Origin of the sequence: Halococcus hamelinensis 100A6, assembly GCF_000336675.1 — an archaeon.
Lineage (GTDB): Archaea > Halobacteriota > Halobacteria > Halobacteriales > Halococcaceae > Halococcus > Halococcus hamelinensis.
Window position 1 is genome coordinate 36,506 of sequence record NZ_AOMB01000032.1, and the last position, 17,469, is coordinate 53,974.

Consider the following 17,469-nt stretch of genomic DNA (forward strand, 5'->3'; position numbering starts at 1 on the left):
GAGGTATGTCCGGTTGAGAATCCGTCGGCTATCGGCCGGTTCGAGAGCCGTTGGTGGGTCGCCCTATTCGGACGCGTCGCCGACGACCCACCGCTCGTAGATCGATTTGCTACCGGTGTCGTCCCGCGCCATCAACACGGCGTTCTCGGTGCGCTGGTTCACCGAGTCCGGGACCGTGCCGAAGACGAACTGTGCGAGGAGGCCGCCGGTGGGCGAGCCGAGCACAGTCAGGTCGTAGGCGTCGGAGCGGCTGATGATGGTCTCCCCGACGTTCTCGACGGCTTCGACCGTGGCCTCGACCCGCTCGACGTCCGCCAGCGCCCGTTCGGCCGCCTCGACGATCCGGGTTCCCTCCTCGTGATCCTCGTCGCTCGCGTCCTCGGGCATGAAGTGGATCGCATCGATACGGGCGTCGGTATCGAGTGCGAGCGCGCGTGCCGCCTGCGCGGCCAGCCCCGAGTGCGGCCCGCCGCTGACCGCGAGGAGGACCGTCTCGACCGGCGTTTCGTCGGCGGCCTGCTTCTCGACGAACACCTCACACTCCGCGCGCGCGACGACCCGTTCGGCCACGTCGCCGGTGAGGAGTCGGCGGCGCTGTGATTGCCCGCCCCGGATGGCGAGCGACACGCCGTCACACTCGTAGGCCTCGACCGCGTTGAGCACCGAATCCGACTCCCGATGGGTCAGATGCACACGACCGGTCACCGGGACGCCGGTTCGCTCGACGGTCTCGACGAACCGCTCGGCCGTCTCACGCGCCGCGACCAGTTTCGGCTCGTCGGCCGCGACCGCATCGAGCGGGGTCTGACGCGCGAAGTTCACGATCGAACACACCACGAGCCCGCCGTCGCGTTCGCGCGCGATGGCCGTCGCGGTCCGGAGACGTCGCTCCGCGTCCGCCGGCATCGTTTCGCCGGCGACCGGGAGCAGGAGCCGGTAGCGGCCCTCCGGGAGGGCGTCCCCGACCCGCTCCGTTCCCGACCGGTGTCCACCATCGGTTGCGAACATACCCACGTAGAGTTGTCGCAACAGCATAAACCAAGCGCCGGGATTGTTCTTGGAGCAATATACATCCGATAAATTCAGTATCGGCGTACCGGAGTGAGGGGATCACCGTGTTGCCGTCGACTTCGTACCGGTGTTCTCACGCGAGGCGTCGACGACCCCCGCTCGCCCTAGAGCCGACACGACGGCCCGAGCCGTCTCAGCGCCAGCGCAGTATCTCGCGGAGGCGCGAGGTGATATCGAGGTTGCGCTTTGCGAGGATCACCGTGCTCTCGGCGCGCTCGCCAACGCGTTCGGGGATCGCGCCGAACACCACGCGCTGGAGGAGGCCCTCCCGGGTCGCGCCGATGATCGTGAGGTCGTGGTTCGACGACTCGTCGGTGATCGCCCCGACGATATCGTCGCCCTCGACGACCGTCGCACCGGCGTCGATCGCCTCGAAGTCGGCCAGCGCCGCTTCGAGCACCGACTCGGCATCCGCCCGGTCGGCCTCCTCGTCGTCCGGATCCACGACGCGAAGGAGTTCGACGTGCGCGTCGGTCACGCGGGCTATCGACCGGGCGACCTCGGCCGCGAGGTCGGCGTGCGGGCCGCCCGCGGTCGGGAGGAGGATCGACCCGACGGTGGGCGCGCTTCCGGGGTCGATCCGCTCGACCAGTACGTCGCAGTCGGCCTCCTGAACGACGGTGTCGACGGTGCTCCCGAGGACGACGTCGCGCCGGCGGGCACGCCAGCCACCCCAGCCCATCAGGACCGCGTCGCTACCGTACTGTTCGATGGTGTTGAGGATCGCGCGGTCGACCTGGTGGCTGATCCGCACCGTGCCGCTGACCGGGACGTCCGCGCCCTCGCCGCCGTCGGCCATCGCCATCGCCTGGTTGAGCACCTCGCGGCGCTCGTCGGTGTACTGCTGGCCCGACGCAAGCGGGGTCTGTTCGGGGAGGTTCACCACCGAGAGCACCATCACCTCGCCGTTGCGGTCGCGCGCGATGTCGGTCGCGGTCCGCATCAGGCGCTCGACGTTCTCGGGGTTCGCGATCGGCACTACGATCTGGTAGTCGCGGTCGCGGCCCGAGGGGTTCTGCTCGGCGACCGCGGTGGGGGTCTCGCGCTCGATCTCCTCGGTCGAGGGCGCACGACCCTTCCAGGCGAACCAGAAGGCGATCCCGATCGCTTCCGCGGCGAGGCCGAGCGCGATGGTTTCGAAACCGAGACTGACCACGAGGCCAACGTTGGCGAGCACGGCGAGGATCGGAACGTACGGCACCAGCGGCACGCGGAAGCCGCGTTCGAGGTCCTCGAACTTCCGGCGCGAGAAGATCACCGCGACGTTGACGGTCGAGAACCCGAGCAGGAGGAGGAAGTTCGCGACCCCGGTGATGCTCTCGAGCCCCAGATGAATCCCGAACAGCGGGAGGTCGGCGAACAGACCGAACAGCGGGTGCTCGCCGCCGGCACCCGGCACCTCGCCGAAGAAGACGCTGAAGATCAGGATGAAGGTGAAGATGAACCCGCCGGTGAGGATGGTCGCCTTGTACGGCGTGCCGTACTCGGGGTGGAGGTCCTCGAACTGGCTCGGGAGGTGGTTGCGCCGCGCGAGCGCGAGCTTGACTCGCGAACCCGCCAGTACTGTGGCGTTCGCCGCGCTCAGCATGGAGAACAGTGCGCCCACGATGATGACGTAAAAGCCGATGTTCCCCAGATAGTACTGGGCGGCGAGCGCCATCGAGACCTCGCCGTTGTTGGCGACGTACTGGGTCGGCGAGAGACCGCCGAGGTCGGTGTTCTGGGAGAGGAAGGTGAGGAACTGCTGGTCGTTGATCGCGATCACGATCACCAACACGACGAGGGCGTAGAGCACCGTCACGAAGCCCATACTGATGTAGATCGCCCGCGGGATGGTGGTACCGGGTTTCTTGATCTCGTCGGCGTTGGTGGCGATCGCCGAAAAGCCGATGAAGGTGATGAAGACCAGCGCGCTGGTGGCACCGATCTCGACGACGTTCCCGATGTTCTGGGCGAACGAGGTCGCGACGACGTCGGTGCTGAACGAGCGGAGGCCGCCGTAGAGGAAGAGGAGGAGGAGCAGGATCTTCGCGGCGGTGACGACGATCTGGAACTGGCTCGACTCCTCGCTCCCGCGGCTGTTGATGAACACGAGGAGCCCGAGGACGAGGAGCCCGGGGATCCAGTAGGGGATCCACTGGGGGATGCCCAGAACGGGGTAGATGAATCGATAGAACCAATCGGAGAAGGAGGCGAGGTAGAAGGCCGCGCTCGCGGGATAGCCCACGATCATGGTCCAGCCCATGATGTACGTCAAATTGCTCTTGAAGGTCTCGGAGACGTACATGTAGCCGCCGCCCGACTCGAAGTAGATCGAGGAGAACTCGGCGTAGGCGGCGGCGGTGAAGGCCGCGACGAGCGCCGCGAGCACGAACGAGACGATCGCGACGGTCCCGACGTTCGCGACCGCGAGCCCCGAGAGCACGAAGATACCGGCCGCGATCATCGTCCCGATACCGATCGCGAGCGCACCGAGCAGCCCGATGTTCCGGTCGAGCTCCTCGCCGATCTCCCCGCCGCCCGCCTCCGATGTACCCTCAGCCATTGTGCGTGGGATGGCTGCAGTTTATAAAAAGGCTGATGTTCGTCTCGACCGTCCGAGCACGGCTTCAGTCCTCGAACTCGGTGCGCTCGACGCCGGCGGGAGCGCGGTCGCCGTCGCTACCGGCCGTCCGATAGGCCGCCCGATACCGGGCGAGCTTTCGAAAGAGGAAGTAGCCGAAGAAGCCGTCGTAGACCACCACGAACCCGAGCAGTGCGAGGAAGTACGGGACGTCGAGGAGCCCGGCGACGATGCCGGGGACGAACGAGAGGGTGTTGTAGGTGGCGTGGATGAACACCGCGATCAGGAGACCCTTGACGACGATCGGTCCCGCCCGGTCAGGGTTGAACTTCGCGAGCCCTAGGTAGTAGCCCGAGAACGCGGCGTAGATCACGTGGCCCGGGCCGGCGATCGCCCGAACCGGCGTGATCCCGCCGCCCGCACCCAGCAGGTTGCTCGCGACCGGCGTCCCGACCGCGTTCGTGATGTAGAGCGCGTTCTCGATCGTGGCGAAGCCGAGGCCCGCGACCGCACCGTAGACCGCCCCGTCGATCACGGCGTCGAACCGCGCGCTCCGAAAGGCGTAGAGGCGAACCGCGAGCCACTTCACCGTCTCCTCGATCGGCCCGACCACGAGGTAGTAAAACCAGATCGGACCGACCAGCGGGATGACCGCGAGATACCGCCTCCCGACGCCGTTGACGACCGCCGCGAACCCCGCGAACAGGACCCCGAGCGCGAACGTCGCCGCGAGCAGCGAGACGGGTTCGGTGGTGATGTCGCTTCGCCAGACGAACACCACCAGCGCGAGCGCGGGCACGACCGACAGCAGCGTGAAGCCGGTGACGACCGGATTGGATATCTGCGAGAGGCTGCTGGACCGGACGAACTGAACGAGCAACAACACCGCGACGAGGAGGAGTATCGCACGCGCGGTCGCGCTCAGGAAGCGATAGACGAAGACTGCGACCCGGTCGAGCGGCGAGCGCACGTCCCACGTCGCGATGTCGTAGAGGTCGCGCGACCCATCGGCGCTCGATTGCACCGGGTCCCTACGGCTGGCCATACACCCGTGATGGCACCCGGCGTCTAACCGTTTCCCCTCGCCCTTCGATTCCCTTTCGAATGTCCGTCGCGACGGCCGCGCTTCGCGTCAGGCCCGTTCGCTCTCGACGTAGCGGATCCTGACGTCGAACGAGCTGACGTTGTGCGACTGGTCGAACGGGAGTGTGGTCGGTTGGACGGTTTCGTTGATCCGCTGCTGGAGGGGCTTCGCGAAGTTCGGGTCCTCGCTCCCGGTCGGCCGACTCAGGGTCACGGTGACGCTGGTGGGCTCTCGCGGCGGGATCGGGTCGTCGTACTCGAACTCGGAGTTGACCAGCACGAGGTCCTCGTAGGGCTGCTGGTTGAGGAGACCGTTGATCTCGCCGCGGACCTCCTCCTCGAACGTCGCGGTTCGATAGGAGTCGTAGGTGACGAGCCCGAGAAACGCCGACAGCACGAGGACCGCGGCGACGAGCGCCCCGACGCGTTTCCGGGTCGCGCTCTGGGCGGCGTCCGCCTGGAACCAGTGGTCGGGTCGATATCCCATATACCAGAGCACGACGAGGGCGCTGAGGTTGATCGAGAGGGTGTTGATGAGCACGATCACGGTCGCGCTGAGCACGGGGCTCGGCAGTCCCCAGGCGATCCCGATACCGATCACCCCGAGGGGCGGCACGAGCGCCGCGGCGATCATCACGCCGACGAGCGCGGCCGAGACGCCGGTCGCGAGGCTCACGCCACCCGCGACGCCCGCACCGAGGGCCACCACGAGCGCGAGCAGTCCCGGCGACGTTCGAATGCTCACCTGTTGGATCGAGAGGACGTCCGTCCCGGGCGGGGCGAGGTTCGTCGCCCGCACGAACGCGGCGAACAGCGTCGCAGCGACGACGGCCACGACGAGACCGACCACCTGGAGCTTGACCCCGCGACGGAACATCTCGTGGTCGTCGACGACGGTGCCGACCGAGGTGGCCATCGCCGGCCCGATCAGCGGGGCGATGACCATCGAGCCGACGATGATCGCCGCGTCGTTGAGGAGGAGCCCGGCCGTGGCGACGAGCGCGCTCACGACGGTCATCACCAGGAACGGACCGACGTTGGGAGCGAGCTCCTGGGCACGGCTGTGGATCTCCTCGCGCGCGATGCGCTCGTCGCTCTCGCCGTCCTCCTCGTATCGTTCCTCCAACTCGTCGAACCGCCGGGAGATCACGGTTTCGGCGTCGAGCACGATGGTGTAGGCGTCGTCGTCGATACCCGTGTTTCGGAGCCGGTCGAGAACGGGCTCGACCGCCTCCGTCGGCAGTGGGAAGTGGACCACGCCGGTGAACTCCCGGCCGCTGGTCTCCTCGGTGAGCACGTAGTCGATACCCTCGTCGTCGAGTTCCGCCAGGACGGTCTCGCGTTTGCCCGCCGGGATCGTCACCTGGACGAGTCGCACATCCGTCCGTCTCGGCGGGTCGACAAATACCCCCCGATCGCACGGAGCCGACGGGGATTTACCCGCCGGCGGTCGAGACCCGGTATGTTCGAGGGACGACCCGACCGGAGCGCCGAAGTGGTCTTCTGCGGCCGTTCGAACGTCGGGAAGTCCACGATCCTCCGCGAGCTCACGGGGCACGACTTCACGACCGGGAAGAAACCGGGCGTCACGCGCTCACCCGGCCACTACGACTGGGTCTCCGAGGACTTCGTGCTCACCGACCTCCCCGGCTTCGGGTTCATGTCGGGGGTCCCCGAGGAGGTCCGCGAGACGATCAAGACCGACGTCGTCCACTACATCGAGGACCACGCCGACGAGATCCTCGTGGGCGTGCTCGTCCTCGACGGCAAGAGCGCCGTCGACATCATCGACCGCCACGCCGACCGCGGCGAGGTCCCCCACGACGTCGAACTCTTCCACTTCCTCCAGGACGTCGGGATCCCGACCGTGGTCGCCGTCAACAAGATGGACAAGGTCGACGACCACGACGAACGCCTGAACGCGGTCTGCGACCGATTGGGGCTTCCCTCGCCGTGGCAGCAGTGGCAGGACACCGTCGCCCCCGTCACCGCGAAACGCGGTTCGATCACGCCGCTCACCGAGGCGGTCCGCACCCACCTCCACGACCAGCGCCGCGACGACCTGCTGAAGTTCTTCTAGAACCCACCTTTTGCTGCGCTCAGTCGCTTCGCTCCTTCGCTGGCAAAATGTGGATCAAAAGCGCGTCGGGTTCCCGATGGTCACCCTCGCGCCCGCTCGTTCGCCTTCGGCTCACTCGCGGTGCGACCACTATCACCTCCGCGACCGCAACCGCCCTGCACAGCATCGCACCGCCGAAGCCCTCGCCGCGCTCACTCCGTTCGCGCGACTCGCCCTTCATCCACCAGGCTCCGCATTGCCGCCACCGCCGAACCACACAACACCGCACTACGGCGACCGCACCGCACAGCCGCCGCACCGCGGCCGCACCGGCTGGCGGAAAGCCTGATACCACCGGCCCGCGAAGGCCGCCCATGAGCACGCGCGCGTGGGGCGACATGATCGCCGGCGACCGGATGGCGGTCGACCGCGAGTTCGAAGGCGAGATCGAAGAGTCCGAGTTCAACCGCCAGCAGTGGGGCCTCATCATGACCGCCGTCGAGTTCGAGATCGAGAACCCCGACGACCCCGACCGGGCACGGCTCGTCGCGAACACGGACAAACTCGGACACGTGATGGGCGAACTCGACAACCTCGACTCGCCGAACGCGATGGGCGGCGGTAGCGGGAACGGAAACGGCGGGTCGGGCGGCGGGGTCGTGGACTCGATCAAACGTTCGCTCGGGTTCGGCGGCGGTGGCGGGAACGGCGGGCGGCGCGCGGCGGCGGCGGACCTCACCGAGCGCTACGCCGAGCAGCTCCAGGCCCACCTCGAAAACAACGGCAAGTGGGAGCGCGTTCGAACGACCGCCGCGAACTAGGGACTGCCGCCGCGGAACAGGGTCCGCTCCTCGGTCTCGTAGATGTTGATGAGTTCGGTGACGATCTCGTCGTAGCTCTCCTCCTCCACCGCGAGGCGGTCGAGGCGGTCGACGGTCTCCTCGTCGAGTTCGATCTCGGGCATATCCGGGCCATCGAGCGCGACCGGCTTAACCCCGACGGTCAGAGCCGGTCGAGCAGCGCGCGCTCGACGTCCTCGGTGGTGGCCTCGCCACCCAAGTCGGGCGTTCGCGGCCCGTCGGCGAGCACCTCCAACACCGCCTGACGAACCCGTTCGGCGGCCTCGTCGTGGCCCAAAAATTCACAGCACATCGCGGCGCTCGATACCGTCGCGACGGGGTTCGCGACCCCCTCGCCCGCGATGTCGGGTGCGGTGCCGTGAACCGGCTCGAACAGCGCGCGCTCCTCGCCGATGTTCGCCGAGGGAAGGAGCCCGAGCCCGCCGACCAACCCAGCGGCGAGGTCCGAGAGCACGTCGCCCGCGAGGTTCGGACACACCACGACGTCGTACTGGGCGGGATCGAGACAGACCTGCGTCGCGAAGGCGTCCATCAACACCTCCTCGGTCGGCACCCCGCGCTCCTCGGCGACGTCGAGCACCGCTTCGCGGAACCGACCGTCCGTCTCGCGCATCACGTTCGCCTTGTGCGCCACGGTGAATCCTTCACCCTCGACGTACTCACAGGCGAACTCGGCCAGCCGGCGCGAGGCCGAATCGGTGACGACCCGCGTCAGCGTCGAGAGGTCCTCGGAGAGTCGGTCCTCGTGGCCCGCGTAGACGCCCTCGGTGTTCTCGCGCAGGAAGACGATATCCGTCTCGGGCCGGAGCGCGTCGACCCCCGGATACGCCCGCGCCGGCCGGACGTTCACGAACGACTCGACCGTCGACCGGAGCGGGAGGATGACGTCGGCGGCGGTCTCGCCCGCCGCGCCGAACAGCGTCGCGTCGCTCTCCGCGACCGCCTGCCGGGTCTCGGCGGGCAGCGCCTCGCCGGTTTCCTCGTAGACCGCATCGCCCGCGTCGTACTCCTCGAACTCGAAGTCCCCCACCGTATCGAGTACGGAGATGGCGACCGGGACGACCTCCCGACCGATGCCGTCGCCCGGGATCACGGTGATGGTCTCAGTCATCGTCGGCGAGGTAGGGTAAGGAGTTCGCGGTGTCGGCCACGGCACCCGAATTGGACTTCATCAGCGCCGTGGTGTCCCAGACGCCGTCGACGAGCGCCCGCCGCTGGGCGTCCTCGACGGTGACGGCGACTTCCTCGTCGCCGTAGCGAACGACTTCGTTCGCCACGTCGATGTCGATCTCGCCGTCGGGGTTCGTGTCGATCCAGTCCTGAATCGCCGTGACGGTTTCGTGGTCCGCCGTCACCGTCGGGATCCCGAGCGCGAGGCAGTTGCCCGCGAAGATCTCCGCGAAGCTCTCGCCGATCAGCGCGTCGATCCCCCAGCGCATCAGCGCCTGCGGGGCGTGTTCGCGCGAGGAGCCACAGCCGAAGTTGGCGTTCACGGCCATGATCGAGGCGTCGCGGAAGCGGTCCTCGTTCATCGGGTGGTCCTTCTCCTCGTCGTCGTCGTCGAAACGCTGGTCGAAGAAGGCGAACTGGCCGAGACCGTCGAAGGTGACGACCTTCATGAACCGCGCCGGGATGACCTGGTCGGTGTCGATGTCGTTGCCCCGAATGGGGATACCGGTTCCCGAAACACGTTCGACAGTATCGACCGTGACTTCGTCGGCGGAACTCATCGCACCGCCACCTCCGGGAGTTCACGGACGTCGGTCACTTCGCCGGTGACCGCCGCCGCCGCGACCATCACGGGACTCATCAACACCGTCCGCCCTTCCTTCGAGCCTTGCCGGCCCACGAAGTTCCGGTTCGAGGAACTCGCGCAGGCTTCGTCGCCTTCTAGTTGATCTTCGTTCATCCCGAGACACATCGAACAGCCCGCCCCGCGCCAGTCGAAGCCCGCCTCGGTGAACACCTCGTCCAGTCCTTCGTCCTCGGCGGCGGCCTTCACCCGTTCGCTGCCGGGGACGACCATCGCGCGCACGCTGGAATCGACCTCGCGACCCTCGACGACCTCGGCGGCGTCGCGGAGGTCGGGCAGGCGCGCGTTGGTACACGACCCCAGAAAGGCCACGTCGACGTCGTAGCCCTGCATGGTCTCGCCGGGCGTGACCCGCATGTGTTCTTGGGACCGTCGTGCGGTGTCCTGTTTGTCCTCGGGGAGGTCCTCGGGTTCGGGGATCGGTTCGGAGATACCGATGCCCTGACCCGGCGTCGTTCCCCACGTCACCACGGGTTCGATCTCGTCGCCGTCGATCGTCACCACGTCGTCGTATTCGGCATCGGAATCCGAGCGGATCGACTCCCAGTACTCCTTTCGGCGCTCGAATTCCTCGGGATCGCCGCCGGGCTTTGCTCGGCTGCCCGAGGGACTGCGTCCCTCGCTGTCCGCGAACGCGTCCGTCTCGCGGAGCCAGTCGTAGGTGGTCTCGTCGGGGTTGACGTAGCCCGCGCGCGCGCCGCCCTCGATCGACATGTTGCAGATCGACATTCTGCCTTCCATCCCGAGGCTCTCGATGGCCGAGCCGCCGTACTCGTAGACGTAGCCGACACCGCCCTCGACGCCGAGCTTTCGGATGATCGTGAGGATGACGTCCTTCGCGCCGACGTGGGAACCGAGTTCGCCCGTGACCTCGATCTTCCGGACTTCTTTCTTCTCCATCGCGATCGTCTGGGTCGCGAGCACGTCCCGGATCTGAGAGGTGCCGATGCCGAACGCGAGCGCGCCGAACGCGCCGTGGGTCGAGGTGTGCGAGTCGCCGCAGACCACGGTCATTCCGGGCTGGGTGAGTCCCTGCTCCGGGCCGATGACGTGGACGATGCCCTGGTTTCCGCTCCCGGGGTCGTCGAAGACGATCCCCGAGTCGCGGACGTTCCGTTCCAGTTCGCTCATCATCTCCTCGGCGGCGTCGTCGCCGAACGGCCGTGACTGGTCGGCGGTCGGCACGATGTGGTCGACCGTCGCGTGCGTGAGTTCGGGATAGGCGACTTCGAGGTCGCGTTCGCCGAGCATCCCGAACGCCTGCGGGCTGGTGACCTCGTGGATGAGGTGGAGGCCGACGAAGAGCTGCGTCTGTCCGGTCGGGAGTTCCGTGACGGCGTGTTCGTCCCAGACCTTGTCGTAGAGGGTTCCCCGACTCATCGATCGCCGTCGCGGCCCTCCCGACCACGCTCGAACACCCGGTTCGCGTCGGCGTCGTTCGGCGGCTCGTGGTCGACGTCCTTCATCCGTACTGCCTCGTCCTCGTCGGCGTCCGTCTCTTCGGCCTCGTCCACGTCGGCCTCGCGCCCGCCGTCGGCCGCGACGACCGGGCCGCGGGCGAACACGACCTGGTCGCCGAACGGCCGGTCGGTGTCGGGGTGGGTGTGGTCGACGCTCTTCATCGCTCGGTTCGGTGTCTCGTTTCGGTTTGACTCGTTGCTCATACCTGTACTCGCTCCTCTTCGGTTTCGTCCGCGGTCTCGTCAGGCTCCTCGGCCCACGCGAACAGCCCGCGGAGCCGTTCGCCGACCGCCTCGATCTCGTGGTTCTTCTCCGCGTTCCGCAGCTGGTTGTAGGAGGGCCGGTTGGCCTGGTTCTCGGTGATCCACTCGCGCGCGAACTCGCCCTGCTGGACCTGTTCGAGCACCGTCTCCATGTTCTCGCGGGCGTGGTCGTCGACCACGACGTCGCCGCGGGTCAATCCGCCGAATTCGGCGGTGTCGCTCACCGAGTCCCACATCCCGCCGAGCCCACCCTCGTACATCAGGTCGACGATGAGCTTCATCTCGTTGAGGCACTCGAAGTAGGCCATCTCGGGCGAGTAGCCCGCGTCCACGAGGGTCTCATAGCCCATCTTGATGAGCTCGGTGACGCCACCGCAGAGCACCGCCTGCTCGCCGAACAGGTCGGTCTCGGTCTCCTCGCGGAACGAGGTCTCGATCACACCTGCACGAGTGCAGCCGATGGCCTGACCGTAGGCCAGCGCCTCGTCCCACGCCTCGCCGGTCGAGTCGCGGTAGACCGCGAGCAGTCCGGGGGTTCCCTCGCCGCGCTCGTAGTCCCGGCGGACGATGTGGCCGGGGCCCTTCGGCGCGATCATGGTGACGTCGACCCCCTCGTCGGGTTCGATCTGGCCGAAGTGGATGTTGAAGCCGTGGGCGAACTGGAGGGTGTCGCCCTCGTCGAGCTCACCCCTGATCTGCTCGTAGAGGTCGGGCTGGACGGTGTCCGGCACGAGCACCGACACGATGTCGGCCTGGGCGGCGGCGTCCACCGGGGTGGTCACGTCGAGGCCGTCCTCGCGGGCGGCGTCGCGCGAACTCGACCCCTCGCGGAGGCCCACCACCACGTCGACCCCGCTGTCGTCGAGGTTCTGGGCGTGGGCGTGGCCCTGTGAGCCATAGCCCATTACGGCTACGGTCTTGCCGTCGAGTGCGGTGCTGTCGGCGTCGTCGTCGTCGTAGATGGTCGCGTTCTCAGTCATCGTTGGTTTCGGGTTGGGTCTGCATTCGTTCGTAGCGTTCCTCCTCGGCGTAGGTGGTCCACTCGCCGCCGCGCGCGAGCGCGGTCTGGCCCGTGCGGGCGAGTTCGCGGACCCCGAACTGCTGGTAGGCGTCGACCGCGTCGTCGACCGTCTGCTCGTCGCCGGTGATCTCGATCGTGATGGTGTCCCGGCCGGCGTGGAGCGTCGTACCGCCGTACATCTCGGTGACGGCGTGGACCTTGTCGGGCTCGTCGCCGTGGACCTTCAACACCACCAGCTCGCGACCCACGGCGTCGTCGCCGAGCTCGCGCACCGAGATCACGTTGACCAGCTTCGCGAGCTGGGTCTCGACCTGGCGGATGCCGGGTTCGGACTCCTCGATCACGACCGTCACCCGCGAGGTCTCGGGGTTCGTGGTGGTGCCCACAGTCAGTGATTCGATGTTGAACTGCCGGCGCGAGACCAGCCCCGAGATCTTCGCCAGCACGCCGGGTTCGTTCTTCACCAGCGCCGAGAGGACCGTACGGCGCGTGTCGGGTTCGGCCTCGGTCTCGGGGTCGATCCGGATCCCCTGACCGTTGCGCCGACCCGTGGGATGGGGGCGCTCCTCGGGCGCGGGTCCCTGCAGACCCTCCCTCATAGCTGCTCCTCCGCCAGAACGAACTGGCCGTTCGCCCCGCCGCTCGGGACCATCGGGTAGACGTTCTCGTCGGGGTCGATCTGGGCGTCGACGATCGAAGGTCCGTCGTAGGCGAGCGCCTCCTCGATGGTCTCCTCGACCTCGTCGTAGCCCTCCATCCGGAAGCCGCGCGCGCCGAACGCCTCGGCGAGCGTGGCGAAGTCGGGCATCCAGGGGTACTCCGAGGCCATCCGTCGGCCCTCGAAGAAGCCGTCCTGCCACTGGCGCACCATCCCGATGCCCTCGTTGTTGAGCACGAAGACGGTGATGTCGAGGTTCTCGCGCACCGCGACCGCGAGCTCCTGGAGCGTCATCAGGAAGGAGCCGTCGCCGTCGAAACAGACCACCGACTGGTCGTCGTCGACGGCTTCGCCGTCTGCTCGTTGCTTCTTCGAAGCAACGGCGTCGGCGGCGACCCGCGCGCCGATCGCGGCGGGCAGCCCGTAGCCCATCGTCCCGAGACCGTGTGAGGAGACCCACGTCCGCGGCTGGGTGTAGGTCCAGTACTGGCAGGCCCACATCTGGTGCTGGCCGACGCCGGTGGTCACGACGGTGTCGTCGGCCGTCGCTTCGTCCACCGCCTCGACCACGAACTGGGGCTTCAGCGGGGCGTCGTCCGGCGCGACGTAGTCCATCGGGTAGTCCTCTTTCCACCCTCGGCACTGCTCGCGCCACTCCGCGAACCGTTCGCCGGTGGCCGCCATGTCCGCCGCCCGCTCCTCGGCGAGCGCCTCGCCAACCTGTTCGATGACGGTGCCGGCGTCGCCCAGCAGGGGGTGGTCGGCGTGGATGTTCTTCGAGATCTCGGCGGCGTCGATGTCGGCGTGGATGACCTGTGCTTCGGGCGCGAAGGTCTCGACGCCACCCGTGAGGCGGTCGTCGAAGCGCGTCCCGACCGCGAACAGCACGTCACAGTGGGTGATCGCCATGTTAGCGTAGCCGGTGCCGTGCATCCCCGCCATCTCCAGGGCGAGGTCGTGGTCCTCGGGGAACGCGCCGATCGCGGGCATCGTCGTCACCACCGGGATGCCGTACTCGGTGGCGAACTCGTAGAGCTCCGCGCTCGCCTCGCCCTTGATGACGCCGCCGCCCGCGAGGATCACGGGTTTGTCCGCGCGTGCGAGCACGCCCGCCGCTTCCTCGACTGCACTTTCGTCGGCGGCTTCGGGCGGGTTGTACGTATCGGGCGTTCGACCCTCGTCGGGTTCGGTCTCCGTGGGACCCGTCGTGATGTCCTTCGGGAGGTCGACCAGCGTCGGGCCCTGTCGGCCCGCGCCGGCGAGCGCGAACGCCTCGCCGACCGTGTCGCCGATCGAGTCGGCGGAGTCCGCGAAGTAGTTCTCCTTCGTGACCGGCGCGGTCACGCCCGTCGTGTCCGTCTCCTGGAAGGCATCGCTGCCGACCATCTCCGATGGAACCTGCCCGGTGAGCGCGATCATCGGGTCCGAGTCCATCGAGGCGTCGGCGATCCCGGTCACGAGGTTCGTCGCGCCGGGTCCCGAGGTCGCGAGACACACACCGGGTTCGCCCGAGACGATCCCGAAGGCGTCGGCGGCGTGGGCCGCGCCCTGCTCGTGGGCCATCGTCACGTGCCTGAGGTCGGCGTCGTAGAGCGCGTCGTAGACCGGCATGATCGCGCCACCCTGGACCCCGAAGAGCTGTTCGACGCCCGCGCGTTCGAGCGCCCGAACGACCGACTCCGCGCCGGTCGTCACGGGAGATCGTGACTCCTCGTCGGTCCGGTCGGCGGCTGCCGGTTCCGGTTCGGCCTCGTCCGCCGCGCGCTGGGGCGGCTGGCCTTCACTCACGATTCATCCCCCCGTTCGAAGCGGGGTTCGGTAGTCGATACCTCGGTGCGGTCGGTCGCTGTGTGGGCTGCGGGTTTCGGTCTGTCATGTGGTCGGTGGGTGTCGCGGGTGCTGGTCGCTGTGTGGTCGATTCGGGGGTCGGGGGAAGGAGGTGCGTAGGGGTTATACCCCTACAATAATCGACTCGCGAACACCCGCCGCGTCGCTCGGGACTCGCGTGCCCTGAGCGGCCGTCGGTCGGGTCGTCATACCCGGTCCATTCGGTCGGACGGTAATAACCCTTCCGTGGCGTGCAAACGTTGCACGAACCTCTGGGCGGATCCGAGACGTGCGACTCACGGGTGGGGGCGTTCGGGGCGGGCATGGGTCAGGCGTTGACCTCCGCTCCCTCGCTCTCGTGGTCGATGCCGACCTCGCGGGCGAAGCGTTCGAGCACGCTCATCGTGACCCGCTCCTTCTCGGCCCCGAAGTCCTTGACGCGGCGTGTACACTCGCGTACCTCGTCGTCGGTGGGCGCATAGCCCGCCTCGACCAGCCGCTCGCGTACCGAGTGGGTGCCGGTGTGTTTGCCGAGCACGAGCTCGCGGCTCGCACCCACCATCTCGGGGGTCATCACGCCCGGCTCGAACGTATCGGAGTTCTCGATCACGCCCGCGGCGTGGATCCCCGACTCGTGGCTGAAGGCGTTCTGCCCGACGACCGGTTTGTTGCCCGGCGTGTCGATGTCGCTCGCGGCCTCGACCAGCCGCGAGAGCTCCGTGATCCGCGCCGTGTCGATGCCGGTGTCGACGTCGTAGAGCGACTCGGCCGCCATGACGACCTCCTCGTAGGCGGCGTTGCCGGCGCGCTCGCCGATGCCGTTGACGCTGACCTGGGCCTGCGCCGCACCCGCCTCGAAGCCCGCGAGCGCGTTCGCGCTCGCCAGCCCGAAGTCGTCGTGGGTGTGGACGTCGACCCGCGCGTCGGCGTGGGCGCAGACGTCGGCGATCAGTTTCCCGAACCGGGTCGGGGTGGCGACCCCGCAGGTGTCGGGGATGTTGATCCAGTCCGCGCCCGCCGCCGACGTGGCCTCGATCACCTCGAAGAGGTACTCGGGGTCGGTGCGGGTCGCGTCCATCGGCGAGAACATCACCTCGACGCCCGCCTCGGCCGCGCGCTCGACCGCGTTCACCGACCGTTCCTGCATCTCCGCGCGGTCCGAGTGCATCGCGTCCTCGAGTTGGATGTCGCTCGTCGAGGCGAAGACGTGGACCATCTCGACGCCGGAGTCCAGCGCCGCCTCCACGTCCTTCTCTACTACTCGGGCCAGCCCGCAGGTGGTTACGTTGGTACTCTCGGCGATGTCGCGCACCGCCTCGAACTCCGCGTCGGAGTTCACAGGAAAACCCGCCTCGATGACGTGGGTTCCCATCTCGCCCAGCACCGCCGCTATCTCGCGCTTGTCGTCGTAGCTGAACGAGGTGCGTGGCGATTGCTCTCCGTCACGGAGCGTCGTGTCGAAAATCCGTGCGTCGTCGAACTCAGTCGTATCTCCCAGGGTGCCCTGGAAGAACTCGACCCGCCGGGGTGTCCGACGAAGCCTCCGTGTCCGCGTTGTGGTAAGCCATTGCAATCCTCACGAGGCCGATGTAGCATATAAGTCTGGCGTTCCGTAACGGGGTTCGTCCGAAAGCCGGCCGGGAAATCGAACGACCACGAACCGTGGGGGTGGAGACGGGCCGTCGAGTATCCGATACCAACCCTTTTGATCCGGGCCGTGCAGGCAGGACGCATGGAGAGCCGGATGCGAACGACGCACACACCCGAACCGAGCCGGGTGGCAGCGACATGAACGTTCTCGACGGCCTCGAACGCGTCGGGGAGCTCGCGAGCAGTTACTTCGTGGTCTGGATCCTGGTCTTCGCGGGCGCGGCGCTCGTCACCCCCGACTCGTTCACGTGGATCACGCCGTACATCACGCCGCTCCTGGGGATCATCATGCTCGGCATGGGGCTCACGCTCCGACCCGTGGATTTCGAGCGGATCGTCGAGCGGCCGCGCGACGTCGCCATCGGCGCGATAGCCCAGTGGGTCGTGATGCCGGTCGCGGCGTGGGCGCTCACGGTCGCCCTCTCCTTACCGCCCGCGCTCGCGGTCGGCGTGATACTCCTCGGGGCCGCCCCCGGCGGGACGGCCTCGAACGTGATGACCTACCTCGCCGACGGCGACGTGGCGCTCTCGGTGTCGATCACGACCGTGACGACGCTCGCCGCCCCGGTCGTGATGCCGGCGTGGGTGGTCGCGCTCGCGGGCGAACAGCTCCAGGTCACGTTCGCCGAGATGTTCTCGAGCATCGTCCAGGTAGTGTTGATCCCCGTCGTCGCGGGCTTCGTCCTCCGACTCGTCCTCGATCGCTACGCGCCGCGGGTCGCCGAGGCCGGCCTGAACGTCTTCCCGGCGGTGAGCGTGGTCGCCATCGTCGCCATCGTGGCCGCGGTGGTCGGCGCGAACGTCGAGAGCATCCTGACCGCCGGGGTCGTGGTCTTCGTCGCGGTGGTCGCGCACAACGCGGTCGGCCTCGGGGCCGGCTACGGCGTCGGGCGCGCGAGCGGCATGAGCGAGGCCCGCGTTCGGGCGTGTACCTTCGAGGTCGCCCTCCAGAACAGCGGGCTCGCGGTCGCGCTCGCGACGGCCTACTTCAGCCCGCTCGCCGCGCTCCCGCCCGCGCTGTTCAGCGTCTGGCACAACGTCTCGGGGCCCGCGGTCGCGACCTACTTCTCGCGCCGGTCGCGGGCCGCCCCGACGGACGCGACCCCGGCCGGCGACGACTGAAGGGAGGGTTTTTGCTTG

Annotated in this window: 17 protein-coding genes; 3 read left to right on the top strand and 14 right to left on the bottom strand. The window is 67.9% G+C overall.

Annotated features, from left to right (window positions below; translation table 11 throughout):
• Positions 1–63: 63 nt before the first annotated feature.
• The 4 genes from C447_RS10760 to C447_RS10775 form a co-directional block, all read right to left on the bottom strand.
• The gene (locus C447_RS10760; protein WP_010612510.1) at positions 64–1,008 is read right to left on the bottom strand and encodes a universal stress protein; all 945 of its coding nucleotides are present in this window, start codon (positions 1,006–1,008) and stop codon (positions 64–66) included.
• Between the two features lie 196 nt (positions 1,009–1,204).
• On the bottom strand, positions 1,205–3,616 hold the full coding sequence (locus C447_RS10765) for an amino acid permease (protein WP_007693785.1): 2,412 nt from the start codon (positions 3,614–3,616) through the stop codon (positions 1,205–1,207).
• Between the two features lie 64 nt (positions 3,617–3,680).
• Complete coding sequence (locus C447_RS10770) at positions 3,681–4,679, bottom strand: PrsW family intramembrane metalloprotease (protein ID WP_029601917.1); 999 nt, start codon at positions 4,677–4,679, stop codon at positions 3,681–3,683.
• A gap of 87 nt (positions 4,680–4,766) precedes the next feature.
• A complete protein-coding gene (locus C447_RS10775) occupies positions 4,767–6,095 on the bottom strand; it encodes a TIGR00341 family protein (protein ID WP_007693789.1) in 1,329 nt (442 codons plus the stop codon).
• 84 nt (positions 6,096–6,179) lie between these two features.
• Between C447_RS10775 and engB the strand changes: the two genes are divergently transcribed.
• Positions 6,180–6,797, top strand: coding sequence for a GTP-binding protein EngB (gene engB / locus C447_RS10780; RefSeq protein WP_007693791.1), 618 nt, complete (start codon positions 6,180–6,182; stop codon positions 6,795–6,797).
• A gap of 19 nt (positions 6,798–6,816) precedes the next feature.
• Here engB and C447_RS10785 read toward each other — a convergent pair whose 3' ends face one another.
• Positions 6,817–7,017, bottom strand: a complete 201-nt coding sequence (locus C447_RS10785; RefSeq protein ID WP_007693793.1) for a hypothetical protein — start codon at positions 7,015–7,017, stop codon at positions 6,817–6,819.
• Between the two features lie 133 nt (positions 7,018–7,150).
• Between C447_RS10785 and C447_RS10790 the strand changes: the two genes are divergently transcribed.
• On the top strand, positions 7,151–7,597 hold the full coding sequence (locus tag C447_RS10790) for a DUF5799 family protein (RefSeq protein WP_007693795.1): 447 nt from the start codon (positions 7,151–7,153) through the stop codon (positions 7,595–7,597).
• Here the strand turns inward: C447_RS10790 and C447_RS18205 are convergent.
• From C447_RS18205 to C447_RS10830, 9 genes are all read right to left on the bottom strand, one after another.
• Complete coding sequence (locus C447_RS18205) at positions 7,594–7,740, bottom strand: DUF7557 family protein (RefSeq protein WP_007693798.1); 147 nt, start codon at positions 7,738–7,740, stop codon at positions 7,594–7,596. The genes C447_RS10790 and C447_RS18205 overlap by 4 nt on opposite strands.
• 38 nt (positions 7,741–7,778) lie before the next feature.
• The gene (locus tag C447_RS10795) at positions 7,779–8,747 is read right to left on the bottom strand and encodes an isocitrate/isopropylmalate dehydrogenase family protein (protein ID WP_007693800.1); all 969 of its coding nucleotides are present in this window, start codon (positions 8,745–8,747) and stop codon (positions 7,779–7,781) included.
• Positions 8,740–9,366, bottom strand: a complete 627-nt coding sequence (gene leuD / locus C447_RS10800; protein WP_007693802.1) for a 3-isopropylmalate dehydratase small subunit — start codon at positions 9,364–9,366, stop codon at positions 8,740–8,742. The genes C447_RS10795 and leuD overlap by 8 nt, the downstream gene beginning before the upstream one ends.
• Positions 9,363–10,829 (bottom strand): 3-isopropylmalate dehydratase large subunit, encoded by a 1,467-nt coding sequence (gene leuC / locus C447_RS10805; protein WP_007693804.1) that lies wholly within the window; start codon positions 10,827–10,829, stop codon positions 9,363–9,365. The genes leuD and leuC overlap by 4 nt, the downstream gene beginning before the upstream one ends.
• On the bottom strand, positions 10,826–11,113 hold the full coding sequence (locus C447_RS10810; protein ID WP_007693805.1) for a hypothetical protein: 288 nt from the start codon (positions 11,111–11,113) through the stop codon (positions 10,826–10,828). Before C447_RS10810 ends, leuC begins: the two co-directional genes overlap by 4 nt.
• Entirely contained in the window at positions 11,110–12,153 is a 1,044-nt protein-coding gene (gene ilvC, locus C447_RS10815) for a ketol-acid reductoisomerase (RefSeq protein WP_007693807.1), read from the bottom strand. The genes C447_RS10810 and ilvC overlap by 4 nt, the downstream gene beginning before the upstream one ends.
• Entirely contained in the window at positions 12,146–12,793 is a 648-nt protein-coding gene (gene ilvN, locus C447_RS10820; RefSeq protein WP_007693809.1) for an acetolactate synthase small subunit, read from the bottom strand. Before ilvN ends, ilvC begins: the two co-directional genes overlap by 8 nt.
• Entirely contained in the window at positions 12,790–14,640 is a 1,851-nt protein-coding gene (gene ilvB, locus C447_RS10825) for a biosynthetic-type acetolactate synthase large subunit (protein WP_007693810.1), read from the bottom strand. The genes ilvN and ilvB overlap by 4 nt, the downstream gene beginning before the upstream one ends.
• A gap of 367 nt (positions 14,641–15,007) precedes the next feature.
• On the bottom strand, positions 15,008–16,252 hold the full coding sequence (locus C447_RS10830; RefSeq protein ID WP_007693811.1) for a LeuA family protein: 1,245 nt from the start codon (positions 16,250–16,252) through the stop codon (positions 15,008–15,010).
• 215 nt (positions 16,253–16,467) lie between these two features.
• Between C447_RS10830 and C447_RS10835 the strand changes: the two genes are divergently transcribed.
• Positions 16,468–17,451, top strand: a complete 984-nt coding sequence (locus tag C447_RS10835; RefSeq protein ID WP_007693812.1) for a bile acid:sodium symporter family protein — start codon at positions 16,468–16,470, stop codon at positions 17,449–17,451.
• Positions 17,452–17,469: the final 18 nt, after the last annotated feature.

What these genes read in the sequence shown, in the direction of transcription:
- C447_RS10765 (WP_007693785.1), bottom strand. Translation starts at nt 3,616, where the DNA reads ATGGCTGAGGGTACATCGGAGGCGGGCGGCGGGGAGATCGGCGAGGAG.
- C447_RS10835 (WP_007693812.1), top strand. Translation starts at nt 16,468, where the DNA reads ATGAACGTTCTCGACGGCCTCGAACGCGTCGGGGAGCTCGCGAGCAGT.
- ilvN (WP_007693809.1), bottom strand. Translation starts at nt 12,793, where the DNA reads ATGAGGGAGGGTCTGCAGGGACCCGCGCCCGAGGAGCGCCCCCATCCC.
- C447_RS10785 (WP_007693793.1), bottom strand. Translation starts at nt 7,017, where the DNA reads ATGAAGGGCGAGTCGCGCGAACGGAGTGAGCGCGGCGAGGGCTTCGGC.
- C447_RS10770 (WP_029601917.1), bottom strand. Translation starts at nt 4,679, where the DNA reads ATGGCCAGCCGTAGGGACCCGGTGCAATCGAGCGCCGATGGGTCGCGC.
- C447_RS10810 (WP_007693805.1), bottom strand. Translation starts at nt 11,113, where the DNA reads ATGAGCAACGAGTCAAACCGAAACGAGACACCGAACCGAGCGATGAAG.
- leuD (WP_007693802.1), bottom strand. Translation starts at nt 9,366, where the DNA reads ATGAGTTCCGCCGACGAAGTCACGGTCGATACTGTCGAACGTGTTTCG.
- C447_RS10795 (WP_007693800.1), bottom strand. Translation starts at nt 8,747, where the DNA reads ATGACTGAGACCATCACCGTGATCCCGGGCGACGGCATCGGTCGGGAG.
- C447_RS10760 (WP_010612510.1), bottom strand. Translation starts at nt 1,008, where the DNA reads ATGTTCGCAACCGATGGTGGACACCGGTCGGGAACGGAGCGGGTCGGG.
- C447_RS10790 (WP_007693795.1), top strand. Translation starts at nt 7,151, where the DNA reads ATGAGCACGCGCGCGTGGGGCGACATGATCGCCGGCGACCGGATGGCG.
- C447_RS18205 (WP_007693798.1), bottom strand. Translation starts at nt 7,740, where the DNA reads ATGCCCGAGATCGAACTCGACGAGGAGACCGTCGACCGCCTCGACCGC.
- engB (WP_007693791.1), top strand. Translation starts at nt 6,180, where the DNA reads ATGTTCGAGGGACGACCCGACCGGAGCGCCGAAGTGGTCTTCTGCGGC.
- leuC (WP_007693804.1), bottom strand. Translation starts at nt 10,829, where the DNA reads ATGAGTCGGGGAACCCTCTACGACAAGGTCTGGGACGAACACGCCGTC.
- ilvC (WP_007693807.1), bottom strand. Translation starts at nt 12,153, where the DNA reads ATGACTGAGAACGCGACCATCTACGACGACGACGACGCCGACAGCACC.